The organism is uncultured Martelella sp. (assembly GCF_963677965.2).
Lineage (GTDB): Bacteria > Pseudomonadota > Alphaproteobacteria > Rhizobiales > Rhizobiaceae > Martelella > Martelella mangrovi.
The window spans coordinates 522630-541012 of record NZ_CAXXFM010000001.1 but is presented as its reverse complement, the minus strand read 5'-3'; the positions used below and the strand labels follow the sequence as shown (position 1 = coordinate 541012).

Genomic DNA, 18383 nt, shown 5'->3' with positions numbered 1-18383 from the left:
TCTACAGGGAGAGATGGATGTCGAAGATGGAAATGACCAGCTTGGCAGAGGGCTATCATGCGCTCGTCATCGGTGCATCGGGCGGCATTGGCCGGGCCTTTTGTGAAACGATTGCGGATGACCGGCGCTGCGGCGGCCTCGACAGGCTTTCGCGGCGCGATGACGGTTTTGAGATCACTGACGAAACGGCCGTTGCCGCAGCAGCCGCAAAACTTGCCGATACGCGATTTGACCTCATCCTGTGCGCCACCGGTGCACTCCACATTGATGGTGTTGGACCTGAAAAGACCATCCGGGCTGTGGATGCTGGCGCGATGTCGAACCAGTTCGCCGTCAATGCCATCGGCCCGGCGCTGGTCATGAAGCATTTCCTGCCGCTGATCGCGCGTGACCGTCGAACGATTTTTGCCTGCCTTTCGGCGCGTGTCGGTTCAATCGGCGACAATCACATCGGCGGCTGGATGTCCTATCGGGCCTCGAAGGCCGCGCTCAATCAGATTATCCGCACCGCATCGATCGAAGCCCGGCGCAAACTGCCGCGGCTTTCGCTTGCAGCACTTCACCCCGGCACGGTGGCAACGCCGCTTTCCGAACCCTTTGCAGCCGGCAACCGGCGGGTTGAAGCCGGCGAAGCAGCAGGCAACATGCTTTCGGCGTTAAACGGGATTGCAGAAGGCGAGACCGGTCTTTTCCTGGCCTATGACGGCAGCCGGATAGAGTGGTAGATTTCAGCCGGTCACCAGCATTGCGGCTTGGCGTCGCGCTTCTTGGTCGGCCGCAAAAATATCGTCAATGCCGGTAGCGGCGGGCAGATGGCTGAGGTCGTCCATGACCTTTTCGGTGATCTCGGCCATTTCCAGAAAACCGCAGCGCCCGGCGATAAACGCCTCCAGCGCCACTTCCTTGGCGCCGTTCAGCACCGCGCCCTGAAGCCGGCCCCGGTCCATGGCGACCCGCGCCAGCCTGAGGGCCGGAAAACGCATCTCGTCGGGGGCTTCGAAGTCGAGCCGGGACAGTTTGGCGAAATCGAGCCGTTCCACCGAAAGTGCGGGGCGGCCGGGATAGGCCAGCGCGTAACCGATGGCGGTGCGCATGTCGGGTGTGCCAAGCTGGGCCAGCACCGAACCGTCGGCATAGCCGACCATGGAATGAATGATCGATTGCGGATGGACGATCACCTCCACCTGATCGGGGCGCAACGCGAATAGATGCATGGCCTCGATCATTTCCAGCGCCTTGTTGAACATCGAGGCGCTGTCGATCGAGATCTTCAGGCCCATCGACCAGTTGGGATGGGCGCGCGCGGTGGCGGCATCCACATGGCGCATCTCTTCAAGGCTTTTCGTCCTGAACGGCCCGCCGGAGGCGGTGATGATCACGCGCTCCAGCGCGCGACGCTGATTTTCCTCAAACACCTGAAAGACGGCCGAATGTTCACTGTCGACCGGGATCATCGTGCCGCCGCCGGCAGCAATCGCATCCATGAAAAGCGGGCCCGCCGATACCAGACATTCCTTGTTGGCAAGCGCGATATCCGCGCCTGCCCATGCTGCTTCAAGGGTGGGTTTCAGTCCCGCCGTGCCGACGATTGCGGCCATCACCATGTCGTTGTTCATCTGCGCGGCTTCGGACAGCCCGCTTTCCCCGGCGGCAGGCATGACGGGCGAGCCGGACAGCGCCTCTTTGAGCGCGGCATAGCGCGTTTCATCGGCAGTGACGGCCATTTTCGCGCCGTGGTCGATGGCCTTGCGCGCAAGTGCGTCGACATTGGCATTGCCGGTGAGGGCTGTAATCTCGAAGGCGTCCCGTCCCCCGAGCTGTTCGATCACATCAAGTGTATTGACCCCGATTGACCCTGTGGCGCCGAAGATGGCGATGCGTCGCGTATTCATGATGCCGATGCCGTTATCCGTCCGTTTTCTGTCACAGGCTCTAGCGGACTTTTTCGCCCGGCGACAGGGGAAACGCAAAGAATTAACGGAGCCTTGATCGGGCGAACCCGTCCGCAAGGCACTGGAAAAGGTGGACCTGAGCGACTATCAAGTGGTACGGAACGGGCGCGCGGCGTCTCTTCATGTGCCGACAACAAGAAGGAGCGCGAAATGGCTGATAACATAAAGCGCATCGGGGTCGTGGGAGCCGGCGCCATGGGCTGCGGAGTGGCTCATGTCTGTGCGATTGCCGGCTATGACGTGCACCTGATCGATCAGGAACGCGAGCAGATCGAGGGTGCGCTTGCCACCATCAACGGCAATTTGGCGCGCCAGGTCAATTCGGGAAAGCTTTCCGATGAAGACCGCAAGAAAGCGCTGTCGCTGATCAGCGGATCGACGGATCTGCAGGACCTTGCCTCCGTCGACATGGCAATCGAGTCGATTACCGAAAACGAGGCCGCCAAGCGTGAGCTTTACGCAAAGATCTGCCCGATCCTGAAGCCGGAAGCCTTGCTGGCGACCAATACATCGGCGTTTTCCATCACCCGGCTTGCTGCCGCCACCGACCGGCCGGAACGGTTCATGGGCGTGCATTTCATGAACCCGGTGCCGGTGATGGAGCTGGTGGAACTGGTACGCGGGATCGCGACCGAGGAAGTGACGTTCGAAACCGCCAAGGAATTCGTCCGCTCGCTCGGCAAGACCCCCACCGTGTCGGAAGATTTTCCCGCCTTCATCGTCAACCGCATTCTGCTGCCGATGATCAACGAGGCGATCTATGTGCTCTACGAGGGCGTTGGTTCCGTCGATGCCATCGATGTCGCCATGAAGCTCGGCGCGCGCCACCCGATGGGGCCGCTGGAGCTTGCCGATTTCATCGGCCTCGACACCTGCCTTGCGGGCATGCAGATGCTGCATGAGGGGCTGGCCGACAACAAATACCGTCCATGCCCACTGCTGGTGAAATATGTCGATGCCGGCTGGCTGGGGCGCAAATCCGGCCGTGGTTTTTATGATTATCGCGGCGAGGAGCCGGTGCCGACGCGCTGAGCGGGCCCCTCATTCATCTCGGGAAGGCTTGCGCAGCAATCCTTTTCGCCGGAAAGCTCCTCGAGAATGGGGCAATCCGGCCGATGGTCGCCGTGGCAGTTTTCGGCCAGATGCTGGAGCGTTGCCTTGAGGCCGGCGAGTTTTTCGAGCTTGGCATCGATCTCGGTGATCTTTGAAAGCGCCAGCGCCTTCACTTCCGCGCTTTCGCGGGCATCGTCGTCATAAAGCGACAGAAGCATCCGGCATTCCTCAACGGAAAAACCGAGATCGCGCGAACGGTGGATGAAATTCAGCCGGTGGACATGATTGTCGGAATAATCCCGGTATCCGTTGGATGCACGATCGGCCACCACGAGGCCGATTTCCTCGTAATAGCGGATCGTCTTGGGCGGCAGGCCCGATTGCTGGGCGGCTTGGCCGATATTCATCAACGCTCTCCTGGCGCATGATCTGGAGCGTCGATCTGTTTCAGTCGGATCGGCGCTCCAATGTGTGATTGCATTAATCTGATGCCGGTTTCAGGATTCTTCAAGCCTTGTCGTGTTGCACTGCATCGGTGCGCCGTGGCAAAAACAGCCTCCCACAACAAGCGGAGAACACACCATGGACGTCACCGGAGGCTGCTTTTGCGGCAATGTGCGCTTTGAGGCGAGCGTCGACCCTGAAGCCGTCGTTGTCTGCCACTGCAACCAGTGCCAGCGGCTGTCGGGATCGCCCTATCGTATTTCCGTTCTGGTGTCGCGCGAGGATGTGGAGATCCTGAGTGGCGTGTTGCGCGAATACTGGAAGATGGCTGAAAACGGCAACAAGCGGGCCCAGGCCTTTTGCGAGACCTGCGGCGGGCCGGTGCTTTCCCACGGCGAGGGGGAGGCCGCCGGCGACTGGGCGCTGCGCTGGGGATTAATCGACCAACGCAGCGATCTGCCGCCCAAACGGCAGATCTGGTGCGAAGAAGCAGCGTCGTTCGTCAACGATCTTGCCGCAATTCCCGGAGAGGCGCGGGAATAGAGGCTCAGCTCTTTTCCAGCGCGGTGCGCACCATGGCGGACAGGTCCTCGTCGCCGTGACCGGCTTCAAGGCAGTGCGTGTAACTCTTCACGGCGGCGTCGATTGCGGGCGTCTCGATGCCGAAACTGTCGGCGACGCGTGCAAACAGCGTCGCATCCTTGAGCGCGCCCCTGACGGGAAACCCGACTGATTTGTCTTCACCGAGAATGCGCGGAATGCGGCCTCTCAGCGCCGGTGATGCGCCGGGGCTGGTCAGCAGGATTTCCAGCATGGTTTCGACCGGAAGTCCGGCTTCGCGCCCGGTCAGAAGCGCTTCCTTCAGAACTTCCCAATAGCCGCACAGCATCATGTTGTTGACGACCTTGGCGGCCGCCCCCATGCCCAGAGACCCCGCATGGTGAACCCTGTCCGACAGCGCCATGGCGACGGGATGGAAACGGGCGAAATCGGCGTTGGCGCCACCGATATAAAGGCCCGCCTTGCCATCCGCGATCAGTTCCGGGCCGCCGGAAACCGGGGCGTCGATGGCGCTGCCGCCCTTGGCCTTGATCGGCTCGGAAAAGCGGCGGAGCGTCTTCGGGCTGACGGTGGACATCTCGGCGACCAGCTTGCCGGGCAGGGACGTGGTCATCATTGCGGTGAGCACCTCTTCCACCGCATCATCATCGATCAGCGATGTGATGATGATATCGGCCTTGCCGGCAAGGGCTGCCGGGTTGCGGGCCTTCTGGGCGCCGGTCTGGCTCAGCAGTTCATCGGGAACGCCGCTGCGCGACCACAACACCAGTTCAAAACCGGCAGAGGCCAGTCGGCGTGCCATGGCCGACCCCATGCGTCCGGCACCACAGATGCCGACTGTTTCCTTCTCGCTCATGACGTCTCCCTAGGCAGCCTTTGCCTGATGATATTCCTTGATGGCGATCATCTTGATCTCCGGTGCGCGCTCGCTCTCGTAGTTGAGCGAAAACCCGTCCTGCGCCAGGAACACCGGATCGCCGTCGAGGTCGCGGGCGATATCGCCGCGGTGCGATGAGATGAATTTTTCAAGCTCTGCCGGTTTTTCCGCCGAAATCCAGCGGCAGATCGAAAAACGTGCCATCTCGAAGGAGACCGGCAGGCCGTATTCCGCCTTCAGCCGCTCCTTCAGCACATCGAGCTGCAGCGCGCCGACGACGCCGACGATGGCTGGGGAGCCGTCTTCCGGGGTGAACAGCTGCACCACGCCTTCCTCGGCCATCTGCTGCAGGGCTTCCTTCAGCTTCTTGGCCTTCATGGCGTCTTCCAGGCGCACGCGGCGCAGGATTTCCGGCGCGAAGTTCGGCACGCCCTGAAACACCAGCGCTTCGCCATCGGTCAGCGTGTCGCCGATGCGCAGCGCGCCGTGGTTCGGAATACCGACGACGTCGCCGGCATAGGCCGTATCGGCAAGCTGGCGCTGCGAGGCGAAGAAGAATTGCGGCGCCGTCAGCCCCATCTGCTTGCCGGTGCGGGCAAGGCGGGCCTTCATGCCGCGTTTCAGCTCACCCGAGCAGACCCGCGCGAAAGCGATGCGGTCGCGGTGGTTCGGGTCCATATTTGCCTGGATCTTGAAAACGAAGGCGCTCATCTTCGGGTCGGTGGCTTCCACGGTGCGGGTATCGGCCACCTGCGCGCGCGGTGGCGGGCCGTACTCGGACAAGGCATGGATCAGGTCGCGCACGCCGTTGTTTCGAAGCGCGGAGCCGAAATAGACCGGCGTCATATGGCCTTCGAGAAAGGCTTCCTTCGAGAACACCGGATAGCCGTCAATGGCCAGTTCCGCCATCTCCGCCCAGTCCTGCCGTTCATGTTCCGGCAGTTTTTCGGAAACCACTTCCGGGCCGTTCACCTTTGTCAGCTCACGCTCGCTGTCGCCATAGCGCACGGCGCTTTCACGCAGGTGGTAGGTGCCGGCAAAACTCTTGCCCTGGCCGATGGGCCATGTCATCGGAACCGGGTCGAGTGCCAGCTTCTCGGCCACCTCGTCGATGATTTCGAACGTGTCGCGGGCCTCGCGGTCCATCTTGTTGACGAAGGTGATGATCGGGATGTCGCGCATGCGGCAGACTTCGAACAGCTTCAGCGTGCGCGGCTCGATCCCCTTGGCCGCGTCGATGACCATGATGGCCGCATCCACCGCCGTCAGCGTGCGATAGGTATCGTCGGCAAAGTCCTCATGGCCGGGCGTGTCGAGCAGGTTGAAGACGGTGTCTTCATACTCGAAGGTCATCACCGAAGTGACCACCGAAATGCCGCGTTCGCGCTCGATCTTCATCCAGTCGGAGCGCGTCTGGATACGGTCCTTCTTGGCCTTCACCTCACCAGCCAGCTGAATGGCGCCGCCGAAAAGCAGCAGCTTTTCCGTCAGCGTGGTTTTACCGGCATCCGGGTGGGAAATAATGGCGAAGGTGCGACGGCGGGCAACGGCCTCGGCAATGGTCTCGGGCATTGATTGTTAAATCCTGTTGATTGACGCCTATCTAGCGATTTGGGCGGCAAGATGCAATTGACCCGTTGCCGCTCTGTGGCAATGGTGCTGGCGAGATTGATGGTGGCCTTGCAGGGCTTCATGACCAATGTCGGTTTTGTGCTGCAGCCCTTCCACTCACTCCGGCGTCATCCTCGGGCTTGACCCGAGGATCCACGCACGCGCACCCACGCCGGAAGGCCGCTGGATGCTCGGGTCAAGCCCGAGCATGACGCATGAGGGGGATGGGGCTTGCGAAAGGCCGGAACCGCAACAGATACGGAAAACAAGATGACACTGAAACTGAAGCGCCTTGAACATGCCGACGGCATCGAACCGCCCGCCTATGAGACCACCGGTTCGGCCGGCATGGATATTCGCGCCGCTGTTGCCGCCGGTGAGCCGCTCACGCTTGCGCCCGGCGAACGCGCGCTGGTGCCGACCGGCTTCATCTTCGAAATCCCGGAAGGGTATGAAGCGCAGATCCGCCCGCGCTCGGGCCTTGCCTTCAAACACGGCATCACCTGCCTCAACACGCCCGGCACCATCGACAGCGATTATCGCGGCGAAGTGAAGGTGCTGCTCGTCAATCTCGGTGACAAGGACTTTTCCATCGAGCGCGACATGCGCATCGCCCAGGTCATCATCGCACCGGTCACGCAGATGCCGGTGACGGTCGTCGACGACCTGACGGATACGGTGCGTGGTGCAGGCGGCTTCGGCTCGACGGGCGTGTGATACGGTGCCGACCGGTCGTGACCTGATATTCCGGCAAGGCTATTTCGGTGAACCGGACGCCTTTGAGGCGCTGGCGGTGCTGTTGCAGGACATATTCAGCATCGATATCAGGCCGATGCAGTGGCTTGGCGGGGTCGACCCGACCTGCATGCCGTTCGGATACTTCGATGCTGAAGGCCGGTGCGTCGCCAATTTTTCGGTATTTTCCATGCCGCTTGCCGTGAATGGCCGGACGATGAGGGTTGCAGCCTATCAGTCCGGGGCCGTAAGTCCGGCCTATCGCGGTCGCGGCCTTTACCGCGACTTGATGCAACGTGCCTTCACCTATGCGCGCCAGACCGGTCATGAAGCCGATATTCTGCTGACGGGCAAGCCGCAGCTTTATGTGCCCTACGGTTTGAGATCAGTACGTATGTTCGGGTTTCGAGGCGCAATGCCACGGTCATCGGCGGATGGCTCTGCCTGTCAGACCTTGTCTCTTGAAAGGCCCGCAGATCTGCAACGTGTTTCAGCCATACTCGATATACGTCAGCCCGTTTCCGGGCGCTTTGCCGTGACAGGACTGAAAGCGCTTTTTCTGCTGAATGCCTGGTGGCAGCGCGATGAAATAAAGCTGAGCTATCTTTCCCGGCAGAAGGCAATTGTCGCCTGGAGACAGGAAGCGGAGAAGCTAATCGTTTTCGATGTCGTTTCGGCAGAAATTCCGCCGCTGGGCGAAATCTGCGCGGCCCTTGGCGCAGGCTGTTCCTGTGTGGAAACGCGGTTCAGCCCGGACCGGTTTCAATGGGCGGAGGCCGAAGCGATTGCCGACCCGCATGTCTATCTGATGGCGTCGACCTCACTGGCCGAGCAGTTGGAACGGTCACCCGTCGGTTTTACCCCGCTTGCGGAGTTTTGACGCAACTGGGCTTAACGCCGCGCCTCGAATACCATCCGTACGGCAAGGCCGGTGAGGACCGTTCCCATCAGATAGCGCTGGATGCGCGACCAGAGCGGCCGGTTTGCCAGAAACACGGCAATGGCGCCGGCGCCAAGCACGATGAGCGTGTTGACGGCCAGACTGACGGCGATCTGTGCAAAGCCCAGAACCAGCGTCTGCGACAGGATGTGCCCGCGTTCTGGGTCGATGAATTGCGGCAGAAGCGACAGATATAGAACGGCTGCTTTCGGATTGAGAAGGTTGGTTGCCAGCCCCATGACGAAGAGCTTGCGAATGCTGTCCGGTGGCAGTTTGCGCACGGCGAAGGCCGACTGGCCGCCGGGCCTGACCGCATTCCAGGCGAGGTAAAGCAGGTAGCAGGCGCCCAGAATCCGGATCGTGTCATAGGCAAAGGGCACCGCCAGCAACAAAACCGTCAGACCGAACGCCGCCGACAGCATGTAGATCACAAAGCCCAGCCCGACACCGGCAAGCGAGACCAGTCCGGCCGTGGCGCCCTGACAGATCGAGCGCGAGATCAGATAGATCATGTTGGGACCCGGCGTCATCACCATGGCAAGGGCGATAAGCATAAAGGCCAGAAGATGATGCGGTTCGGGCATGGCTGTTTCCTTGTTGCGCTTCAGGTTTTAGCCGGTTGCGGGGCGGTGGCAAGCCCGGCGGCGCGGGATAGGGGGACTTCATTTCCAATTCCGTTTTACCAGTCGATGCGCTAGTCTTTTGCGGGCAGGACAGGTGGCTTGCGGCCGCGCATTTTCCGGAGGCTTGCTCATGGATATGACGGAAGCATTTCAGCGGATCGGTCTGGCGCTGGCGATCGGTCTTCTGGCCGGTATCGAACGCGGCTGGCAGGAACGGGACATGGCCGACGGCGAGCGCGTGGCCGGTATCCGCACATTCGCGCTTGTCGGGCTTCTGGGCGGGCTTGCCGGATATATCGGGACAAATATGGGAACGGCCCTGCCGGCAACGCTTGCCGTGGCGCTGGTGGTTGCCTTTGTCGTTTTCGAATACCGCGCCGCAGCACCCCGCGGCGATTTCAGCGTTACCGGCATTGTCGCAGCGCTTGTCGTCTTTGCGCTCGGCGTTGTCTCGGCAACGGGCGATATGCGGCTGGCGGCCGCAGGCGGGGTGGTAACCACCGTGCTTCTGGCCGCCCGCCACAGCCTACACGGTTTTTTGCGGACCATGACATGGGTGGAGCTGCGCTCCGCGCTGGTGCTTTTGACCATGAGTTTCGTGGCGCTGCCGCTTTTGCCGAACCGGGCGATTGATCCGTGGGGCGGGTTCAATCCGTTTTCCGTCTGGCTGATGACGATCATGATCGCGGCGCTTTCCTATGCCGGCTATGTGGCCATGCGGGTGGCGGGGCCGGAGCGCGGTATTCTGTTTGCCGGCGCCACCGGCGGCATCGTGTCATCGACGGCAACGACGCTCTCCTTTGCCCGCATTTCCGTGGCCCAGCCGCCGCTTTCGCGCCAGCTTGCAGGCGCGGCATCGATTGCCGGCGGACTTTCGCTGGTGCGCTGTTTCGTGATCGCCGTAGCGGTGGCGCCGGTTCTGATGAAGCCGCTTGCCTTCGCGCTGGCACCGGGGCTTGCCGCTTTCGTTGTCGCCAGCTTCATTCTGAATGGCAGACGGAAGGCGGCGGACACCAGGGCCGACCTGCACCTCTCCAACCCGTTCGAATTTTGGTCGGTGCTGCGCTTCGGGGCCTTGCTGGGGGTGGTCAGTTTCAGCGCCAAACTGCTGGTGCAGCTTCTCGGGCCTTCCAGTATCGTCATCATCGCGCTGGTCTCCGGCATCCCCGATCTCGATGCGATCACGCTTTCAACCGCGCATCTGGCTGGTGGTTCCGTGCCTGTTGAAACGGCGGCCATCGCGGTTCTTCTGGCGGCGGTCTCCAATCTGGTGACCAAGGTCGTGCTGGCCTATGGCAGCGGTTCGCGCGCCTATGGCAGGCTGCTGGCGCTTGTGACGCTGGCCGTGATTGTCATCGGTGGCGTGTGCTTCTGGGCTTTTCTGGCGTTTTCGACGTGACAAACGGCAATTCTGCCGTGCTGTGACGGGCTGTTGAAATCCTGTTCCATCAAACGGTCTGTAATTGGAATGACGTTCTGTAAGATGGCGCCGGGTTACAGTTTCGTACCTCGAATTTCGTCCCACCGGATCCTACCTAGAAAGTAACACATTCAGGGAGCTATCAATATGGAACAGAACGGCAAGCCCGGACGCGGGAAAGTATATTCCTCCATCCTTGAAACCATCGGCGATACGCCGATTGTCCGCCTCGACAAGCTGGCGAAGGAAAAGGGCGTGAAGGCCAATCTTCTGGCCAAGCTCGAATTCTTCAACCCGATCGCATCGGTCAAGGACCGTATCGGCTTTGCGATGATCGAGGCGCTGGAAAAGGCCGGCAAGATCACGCCCGGCAAGTCTGTTCTGGTTGAGCCGACCTCCGGCAATACCGGTATTGCGCTGGCGTTTGCCGCGGCCGCCAAGGGTTACCGCCTGATCCTCACCATGCCGGAATCGATGTCCATCGAGCGCCGCAAGATGGTGGCGCTGCTGGGCGCCGAACTGGTGCTGACAGAGCCGCCCAAGGGCATGAAGGGCGCTGTCGCCAAGGCCGAGGAACTGGCTGCCGAAATCGAAAACGCGGTTATTCCGCAGCAGTTCGAAAACCCGGCAAACCCGGAAATTCATCGCAACACCACGGCGGAAGAAATCTGGAACGATACCAAGGGCGACGTCGACTTCTTCGTCTCCGGTATCGGCACGGGCGGCACGATCACCGGTGTCGGCCAGGTGCTGAAGCAGAAGAAGCCGGAGGTGAAGGTGATCGCGGTTGAGCCCGCCGCCTCGCCGGTTCTGTCAGGCGGTTCGCCCGCTCCGCACAAGATACAGGGCATCGGCGCCGGTTTCGTGCCGGGCGTTCTCGACACCTCGGTCTATGATGAAGTGGTTCAGGTGGAAAATGACGATGCCTTTGCGCTGGCGCGCGAAGTGGCGCGTCTGGAAGGCGTGCCGGTTGGCATTTCCTCGGGCGCTGCATTGAAGGCTGCCATCGAAGTCGGCTCGCGCCCGGAAAACGAAGGCAAGAACATCGTCATCATCATCCCGTCCTTCGCCGAACGCTATCTTTCGACGGCGCTGTTTGAAGGCTTGGGGCAGTAAGCTTTCGACCTGACGGATTTATCTTTACGAGCGCGGGGCAATGTTCCCGCGCTCTGTTTATTTATAGATCGTCCCACATATTCTGCGTCATGCCCGGGCTTGACCCGGGCATCCAGTCTGGTTGCGGCAGAAAACGGTTGTGCTTTATGGCTCCGGTCATCAGACCGGTGACCGGTCTCGTGTGTGGAGAGGCACATGGATCCTCGGGTCAAGCCCGAGAATGACCCCAGAGTGGGGAAGCGGTGCTCATCAATTGGCGTGGGGCCTCTCCCCCCGTGTTTCTGCTACATATCATGCAGCACATAGGCTGCCTTTACCGCCGCAGAGGCGCGGTTTTCGACGCCGAGCTTGACGTAGATCTGTTCCAGATGCTTGTTCACCGTGCGGGTGGAAAGGCCGAGAATATCGCCGATGTCGCGGTTGGTCTTGCCTTTGGCGATCCACAGCAACACTTCGGATTCGCGCACCGTCAGCGGGAAGTTTTTCCGCAGCGCCGCGTCATCGCTTACCGGATTGGCACCGGTCACGCGGAAGAGGTATTCGTCGGCGCCGGTCTTTTCCAGAAAAGCCAGCTGATAGAGAAGCCGGCCGTTCAGCGTGATCGGGAGCATGGGCTGATCCGGCGTTGTGCCTGAAGCCCCACCCGATTGCAGCCAGCTGCCGGTCTCACTGGCAATCAGGTCAAGATCGGGCTCGCCGCCGGTTGCCGCGCCGATAAGCCGGCTTGCCTGCGGTGTCATCCACCGAAACGACCCGTCGGGCCCGGTTGCCAGAAGGTGACGGCCGGTGGCGTCAAGCGCCACACGGGCGCTTTGGGTGGAGCGGGCGTTTGCCAGATGAACGCGGATGCGTGCGCGCAGCTCGTCGATATTGATCGGCTTGGTCAGGTAGTCGACGCCGCCCGATTCCAGCGCATGGACGATATGTTCGGTTTCCGAAAGCCCGGTCATGAAGATGACGGGGGTTTCCGTCGCCGGTCCGCTCTTCAGCCGCCGGCAGGCTTCGAAACCGTCCATTTTCGGCATCACCGCATCCATCAGCACGAGGTCGGGCAAAACCCGCTCGACAATCTTCAGCGCGCTTTCGCCGGAGGTCGCAATCAGCACGGAATAGCCGGTCTCCTCCAGCGCTTCGGTGAGGAAGCTCAGCGTCTCCGGACTGTCATCGACCAGAAGTACGATTTCCTCAGCCATCGGATTTCAGTTCCTCTCCGGTATTGCCGGTTTCAGCCGTTTTCAGGAAGCGGACAAAACCGTCCACGTCGAAACCGGCGATGAACGGCTCGGCCTTCTGCACAAAGGGTCGGTAAGCCTCACTGGCCGAAAGTTCGCCGAGCATGTCCCTGATACCGCGTAGATAGCCGATTTCAGCAAGGCGCATCAATTCATCGCGCACGGTTTCGGGCGGAAAGAGCAGTTTTTCCGGTGTTTTTGTCACAGGCGCCGGTGCGGCTTCCGGTCTGTCGTGCCAGTTCAGGCCAAGCTGGACGGCCAGAACATCTTTTAGCCGGTTCAGGCTGACCGGCTTGGCGAGCGTATCATTGTGGCTGTCATCGCCCCGGCCGATAATCGCATCGTCGCCGACATTGGCCGACAGCATGACAATCGGTGCGGTAACGCCGGCATCGCGCAGACCGGTGGCAAGCTGCCAGCCGTTCATGCCCGGCATACGGATGTCGAGCAGGAAAATATCGGGGCGCTTGCCGGCAATCTGTTTGAGGCAGGTTTCCCCGTCTTCCGCCAGCATCACGGTGAAGCCGAGGGGCTCGAGGATGTCACGCATCATCGCGCGGTGGTCGGCATTGTCGTCGACGACCATGATCGTGCGGCGCGGGCCGTCATAGCTGCCGCCGGCCTGGTCCGCGCTGCCGCGCGGCGGGGCGGGGCGTTCGATGGAGGCAAGCATCAGCCTGACGGTGAAGGTGGTGCCTTTGCCCTCCGCACTTTCGACGTCGATGGCGCCGCCAAGCGTGTTGACCAGAAGCCGGGTGATGGTGAGACCGAGGCCGAGGCCCGGCTTTTCCGCCTTGCCGCCGCCGCGCTCGAACGGTTCGTAGATGCGTTCGATATCCGTTTCGGCAATGCCGCCGCCGGTATCCGCGACAATGAAGGTGGCGACCTGATTGCGGTAATGCGCCTTGAAACGAACCGCGCCGCTGTCGGTGAATTTCACCGCATTGGAGAGCAGATTGACGAGAATCTGGCGCAGCCGCTTTTCATCGGTGCGTACATAGGCCGGCATGGTCCGGTCGCGTTCGTGGTGGAAGACGAGGCCCTTGGCGCGCGCCTGGGTTTCGAACATGTCGGTGATCTGGTCGAGAAATTCCGTCAGGTCGATTTCGTTGGAGAACACCTGAAGCCGGCCGGATTCGATGCGGGAAATGTCGAGCAGGCCGTCGATCAGGCCCGAGAGATAATCGGCCGATCGGCGGATGGATTTGATGGCCGGTCTGCGGGCTTCGGGAATGGTCACGTCGCGTTCGAGCAGTTGTGCATAGCCGGAAACGGCGTTGAGCGGCGTGCGCAGCTCGTGCGAAAGGCCGACGACATAACGGCTCTTGGCGCGGTTGGCCGCTTCCGCCGTTTCCTTGGCGGCCTGAAGGGCGGCGTCGGTTTTCTCGTGGGCGGCGATTTCTTTCAGGAGCAGGGTCGTCTGGCGCGAGGATTCTTCCTCCGCCACCATGCGGCTGTCATGGGCGAGCACGAAGAACCATGCGACAACGCCGGCAATCAGGGCGAAGACGAAGAAGACGATCAGCGCCGTGTCATAAACCACCGATGCCGTTTCCGGGGCGGCCTCGGCCATCTGGTGCGAAATCATGAACAGGATGGCGCCGATTGCGGCCGCCGACAGCACGAAGGCAATGCTGTAGCGCCCGAGGCGGGTGGCAAGCTGGGCGACAATGCGGGCGGGAAGCAGTTTTCCGGCCACCGTCGCCACCTGTGTGTTGAGCCGCGCTTTCGGTTTGCAAAGGTCGTGGCAACGGCTGTCTAGCGAACAGCAGAGCGAACAGATCGGCCCTGCATAGGCCGGACACCACGCCATGTCTTCCGGCTCGAACGGGTGCTCGCAGATCGAACAGGTGATGGTGGTGAGCGACTGCCAGCCCTTCCTCGGCTTGCGCGCCAGGTAATAGCGGCCGCCCGTGCTCCAGGCGATCAGCGGTGAGGCGATGAGCGCCACGAAACAGGCAATGAAGGGCGCAAAAGAGACCGCGAGCGCGCCGAATGCGCCGAAATGCGCGGCAAGCGCGATGGCGGCGGCAAGGAACATGGCGCCCGGACCGACCGGGTTGATGTCGTAGAGATGGGCGCGTTTGAACTCGATGCCGGGCGGCGACAGCTTCAGCGGCTTGTTGATGAACAGATCGGCGGAAATCGTCGACAGCCAGGACATGGCGATGATGGCAAAAACGCTGAGCGAGGCTTCCAGCAGGCGGTAGATGCCGAGCTGCATCAAAAGCAGGGCGATGGCCACGTTGAACACCAGCCAGACGACGCGGCCGGGATGGCTGTGGGTCAGCCGCGAAAAGAAATTCGACCATGCGAGCGAACCGGCATAGGCGTTCATCACATTGATCTTGAGCTGCGAAATGACGACGAAAGCGGCCATCAGCAAAAGGGCGGCGGTCTGGTTGGGCAGCATGTAGCCGAAGGCTGTCAGATACATGTGTGATGGGTCGGCGGCACTGTCGGCCGGCACGCCGGAGGAGAGCGCCAGAACGGCCAGAAACGACCCGGCCATCAGCTTGGGCACGCCGACGACCACCCAGCCGGGGCCCGCCAGAAACACGGCCAGCCGGTGGCGGAAACTGCGTTTGCCCGTTGCAGGCAGAAACCGCAAAAAGTCGACCTGTTCGCCGATCTGCGGCATCAGCGCGAAGATGACGCCGGCTGCTGCCGCAAAGCCGGTCAGCGTAAAGGCCGCCGCTGTTCCCGGCTCCGCAGAGGCCGCATTGAGCCCGCCAAAGGCCCGCCAGAGTTCGAATTTCTCGAAATCCATGAAGGCGATGAAGATGAAGGGCAGGATGTTGAGAATGATCCAGAACGGCTGGGTGAGAAGCTGGAACCGTGAAATCATCTGCACGCCATAGGTCACCAGCGGTATGACCAGCACCGCCGAGATGACATAGCTGATCCACAGCGGAATGCCGAAGGCCAGTTCCAGTGCGGCCGACATGATCGAGGCTTCGATGGCAAACAGGATGAAGGTGAAGCTTGCATAGATCAGCGATGTGACGGTCGAGCCGATATAGCCGAACGAGGCGCCGCGGGTCAGAAGATCGATGTCGACGCCGTGGCGGATCGCATATTTCGCGATCGGTAGGCCCGCCAGCAGCATCACGGCTGCCGCGACGATGGCTGCGAAAAAGGCATTGGTCGTGCCGTAGGAAAGCGTGATCGTGCCGCCGATGGCCTCCAGCGCCAGAAACGAAATCGCGCCGATGGCCGTCTGCGAAATCCGGCTGGAGGAAAAACGCCGCGCGCTCTTGGCGGTAAAGCGCAGCGCGTAGTCTTCCAGCGTCTGGTTGGCGACCCAGCGGTTATATTCGCGCCGGACGGGGATAATGCGTTGGCGTGGCGTCATGAACTCTGGCTTTGCATCGGAAAAGTCGGTGTTTGCCTGAATGTTTCGACAAGGACGGCCCTTGGCAAGGGAAAACCGTGGTGAAACGCACATGCCTGCCGCACTTTTTCCTTGTTTTCGACGATGTTATGGTAATCGGATGGGAACAGGCCGTGATCCGGCGGCCATGCAGACAGGAGTGGACGATGGCAAAAGCGCAGACAGAAAGCACCGACGAAGGGCAGACTTTCGGAACCGATGGTATTGCGCCGATGGAACGACCCTCGGCTGCGACCCGCTTTTTCATGGGCATCGTCAACTGGGCGGAAAAGCTCAATCTGAAACATGCCATTCACGGCAATCCGCCGGTTTATGACAATGCCACCTTCCCCTGGGCAAAAGAGGTCGAGGCGGCAGCACCCGCCATTCGCGCCGAACTGGACAAGGTCCTTCTGCGCCAGAGCGAGTTGCCGAGCTTTCAGGATATCTCGACCGATGTGAAGACGATTTCCGACGACAACCACTGGAAGACCTTCTTCCTGCTCGGTTACGGGCTGAAATCGGAACAGAATATCGCCGCCTGCCCGGAAACCTGGAAAGCCATGCAGAAGATACCGGGGCTGACGACGGTGATGTTTTCCATCTTCGAGCCCGGCAAGCATCTTCCCGCCCATCGCGGCCCTTATAACGGCGTGCTGCGCCTTCACCTCGGCATGATCGTGCCGGAGGCCGAGCCGGACGAACTGGCGATCCGCGTCAAGGACCAGATCTGCCACTGGGAAGAAGGCAAGGTGCTGATTTTCGATGATGCCTATGAGCACGAGGCGTGGAATCATACCGACAAGACCCGCGTGGTGCTGTTCGTCGATTTCGTCAAGCCGACGCGTTTTCCGGCGAAATTCGTCAACTGGCTGCTGATGCATATGGCGATCTTCACGCCGTTCATCCGCGAAGGCCTCGACAACCACAAGGACTGGGAAAAGAAGTTCTACGCCGAGGCCGAGGCGCTTCGAAACCGGCCGTAATGCGCTTCTGACAGACGGTCTTCCACCCCACATACGTCAAATGACGTATGTGGGGTTTTCTTTGCCTCAACGATAGTTGGCGCAGGCGTTCGTTTTCGGGCGCCGCGATTTCCAGACGCCATTCAGGCGATAATCCGTTGAGGGGAAATAAGATGAAATTCAAAAAGGGACTGACCGGCGCGGCGCTTATGGCGGCGCTGACGGTATCGACCGCAACCGCTGCTCTCGCGCAGGAAGACACGATCAAGGTCGGCATCCTGCACTCGCTGTCCGGCACGATGGCGATTTCGGAGACGACGCTGAAAGACGCCATGCTGATGCTCATCGAAGAGCAAAACGAAAAGGGCGGTCTTCTCGGCAAGCAGCTTGAGCCTGTCGTCGTCGACCCGGCCTCCGACTGGCCGCTTTTTGCCGAAAAGGCGCGTGAGCTGATCGAAGGCGATGGCGTATCGGCTGTCTTCGGCTGCTGGACCTCCGTTTCGCGCAAATCGGTTCTGCCGGTGTTCGAGGAACTCGACAACATCCTGTTCTATCCCGTCCAGTATGAGGGCGAGGAAAGCCAGCGCAACGTGTTCTACACCGGTGCCGCACCGAACCAGCAGGCCATTCCCGCCGTCGATTACCTGATGGAGAACGAAGGCGTCGAGCGCTGGGTTCTGGCCGGTACCGACTATGTCTATCCGCGCACGACCAACAAGATCCTCGAAGCCTATCTGAAGGATCACGGCGTTGCCGATGAAGACATCATGATCAACTATACGCCGTTCGGTTTCTCCGACTGGCAGACGATCGTCTCCGACGTCAAGAATTTCGGCTCCGAAGGCAAGAAGACCGCCGTCGTCTCCACCATCAACGGTGATGCCAACGTGCCGTTCTACAAGGAACTGGCCAATCAGGGCATTTCCGCTTCCGATATTCCGGTCGTTGCCTTCTCCGTTGGCGAAGAAGAGCTTGCCGGTCTCGATACCGGTCCGCTGGTCGGCCATCTGGCGGCCTGGAACTACTTCGAATCGGTCGATACCGATGCGAACTATGACTTCATCGACGCATGGCATGCCTATACCGGCGACGATGCCCGCGTGACCAACGACCCGATGGAAGCCCATTACATCGGCTTCAACATGTGGGTGAAGGCCGTTGAAAAGGCCGGCACCACCGATCCGGATGCCGTGATCGACGCCATGGTCGGCATTTCCGTTCCCAACCTTTCGGGCGGCTACTCCGCGATGATGCCGAACCACCACATCACTAAGCCGGTTCTGATCGGTGAAATCCAGGATGATGGTCAGTTCGACATCGTTTACGAAACGCCCGGCCTGGTCGCAGGCGATGCGTGGTCCGATTACCTGCCCGACTCCAAGAACCTGATTGCCGACTGGCGCGCTCCGATGTCGTGCGGCAACTTCAACACCGAGACCGGTCAGTGCGGCGGTATGGCTGCCGAGTAATCCGACGACGTC

General features: G+C 60.9%; 16 protein-coding genes. 9 read left to right on the top strand and 7 right to left on the bottom strand.

From position 1 onward, the window contains the following. Positions 1-17 precede the first annotated feature (17 nt). Positions 18-725: an SDR family NAD(P)-dependent oxidoreductase gene (locus ACHZCU_RS02785; protein WP_319517553.1), complete on the top strand. Its 708-nt coding sequence runs from the start codon at positions 18-20 to the stop codon at positions 723-725. A 3-nt stretch (positions 726-728) separates the two neighbouring features. On the opposite strand, the gene dxr is transcribed toward ACHZCU_RS02785, so the two are convergent. Then, positions 729-1892, bottom strand: coding sequence for a 1-deoxy-D-xylulose-5-phosphate reductoisomerase (gene dxr / locus ACHZCU_RS02780; protein ID WP_319517552.1), 1164 nt, complete (start codon positions 1890-1892; stop codon positions 729-731). A gap of 210 nt (positions 1893-2102) precedes the next feature. On the opposite strand from dxr, the gene ACHZCU_RS02775 reads away from it, so the two are divergent. Further along, positions 2103-2984, top strand: coding sequence for a 3-hydroxybutyryl-CoA dehydrogenase (locus tag ACHZCU_RS02775; RefSeq protein WP_106311882.1), 882 nt, complete (start codon positions 2103-2105; stop codon positions 2982-2984). Here the strand turns inward: ACHZCU_RS02775 and cueR are convergent. Continuing rightward, a complete protein-coding gene (gene cueR / locus ACHZCU_RS02770) occupies positions 2951-3412 on the bottom strand; it encodes a Cu(I)-responsive transcriptional regulator (protein ID WP_319517551.1) in 462 nt (153 codons plus the stop codon). The two genes, ACHZCU_RS02775 and cueR, sit on opposite strands and share 34 nt — an antisense overlap. Before the next feature lie 175 nt (positions 3413-3587). Between cueR and ACHZCU_RS02765 the strand changes: the two genes are divergently transcribed. Then, positions 3588-3992: a GFA family protein gene (locus tag ACHZCU_RS02765; RefSeq protein WP_319517550.1), complete on the top strand. Its 405-nt coding sequence runs from the start codon at positions 3588-3590 to the stop codon at positions 3990-3992. Positions 3993-3996: 4 nt separating this feature from the next. Here the strand turns inward: ACHZCU_RS02765 and ACHZCU_RS02760 are convergent, their stop codons facing one another. Further along, entirely contained in the window at positions 3997-4866 is an 870-nt protein-coding gene (locus ACHZCU_RS02760; protein ID WP_319517549.1) for an NAD(P)-dependent oxidoreductase, read from the bottom strand. A gap of 9 nt (positions 4867-4875) precedes the next feature. Then, complete coding sequence (locus ACHZCU_RS02755; RefSeq protein ID WP_319517548.1) at positions 4876-6459, bottom strand: peptide chain release factor 3; 1584 nt, start codon at positions 6457-6459, stop codon at positions 4876-4878. A gap of 309 nt (positions 6460-6768) precedes the next feature. Here ACHZCU_RS02755 and dut point away from each other — a divergent pair, with 309 nt between their 5' ends. Continuing rightward, the gene (gene dut, locus ACHZCU_RS02750; RefSeq protein WP_106311982.1) at positions 6769-7215 is read left to right on the top strand and encodes a dUTP diphosphatase; all 447 of its coding nucleotides are present in this window, start codon (positions 6769-6771) and stop codon (positions 7213-7215) included. A 4-nt stretch (positions 7216-7219) separates the two neighbouring features. Further along, positions 7220-8113, top strand: a complete 894-nt coding sequence (locus tag ACHZCU_RS02745; RefSeq protein ID WP_319517547.1) for a GNAT family N-acetyltransferase — start codon at positions 7220-7222, stop codon at positions 8111-8113. A gap of 11 nt (positions 8114-8124) precedes the next feature. Here ACHZCU_RS02745 and ACHZCU_RS02740 read toward each other — a convergent pair whose 3' ends face one another. Further along, entirely contained in the window at positions 8125-8757 is a 633-nt protein-coding gene (locus ACHZCU_RS02740) for a LysE family translocator (protein ID WP_319517546.1), read from the bottom strand. 169 nt (positions 8758-8926) lie between these two features. Between ACHZCU_RS02740 and ACHZCU_RS02735 the strand changes: the two genes are divergently transcribed. Beyond that, positions 8927-10195 carry an MgtC/SapB family protein gene (locus ACHZCU_RS02735; protein WP_319517545.1) on the top strand — a complete coding sequence of 423 codons (1269 nt, stop codon included), beginning with the start codon at positions 8927-8929 and terminating at the stop codon, positions 10193-10195. A gap of 168 nt (positions 10196-10363) precedes the next feature. Beyond that, positions 10364-11332 carry a cysteine synthase A gene (gene cysK, locus ACHZCU_RS02730; protein WP_319517544.1) on the top strand — a complete coding sequence of 323 codons (969 nt, stop codon included), beginning with the start codon at positions 10364-10366 and terminating at the stop codon, positions 11330-11332. Positions 11333-11616: 284 nt separating this feature from the next. Here cysK and ACHZCU_RS02725 read toward each other — a convergent pair whose 3' ends face one another. Continuing rightward, entirely contained in the window at positions 11617-12525 is a 909-nt protein-coding gene (locus ACHZCU_RS02725) for a response regulator transcription factor (RefSeq protein WP_319517543.1), read from the bottom strand. Beyond that, positions 12518-15919 carry an ATP-binding protein gene (locus tag ACHZCU_RS02720; RefSeq protein ID WP_319517542.1) on the bottom strand — a complete coding sequence of 1134 codons (3402 nt, stop codon included), beginning with the start codon at positions 15917-15919 and terminating at the stop codon, positions 12518-12520. Before ACHZCU_RS02720 ends, ACHZCU_RS02725 begins: the two co-directional genes overlap by 8 nt. Positions 15920-16104: 185 nt before the next feature. Here ACHZCU_RS02720 and ACHZCU_RS02715 point away from each other — a divergent pair, with 185 nt between their 5' ends. Further along, positions 16105-16923 carry an aspartyl/asparaginyl beta-hydroxylase domain-containing protein gene (locus ACHZCU_RS02715; protein ID WP_106311979.1) on the top strand — a complete coding sequence of 273 codons (819 nt, stop codon included), beginning with the start codon at positions 16105-16107 and terminating at the stop codon, positions 16921-16923. 152 nt (positions 16924-17075) lie between these two features. Continuing rightward, positions 17076-18371 carry an urea ABC transporter substrate-binding protein gene (urtA, locus tag ACHZCU_RS02710; protein WP_319517541.1) on the top strand — a complete coding sequence of 432 codons (1296 nt, stop codon included), beginning with the start codon at positions 17076-17078 and terminating at the stop codon, positions 18369-18371. Positions 18372-18383: the final 12 nt, after the last annotated feature.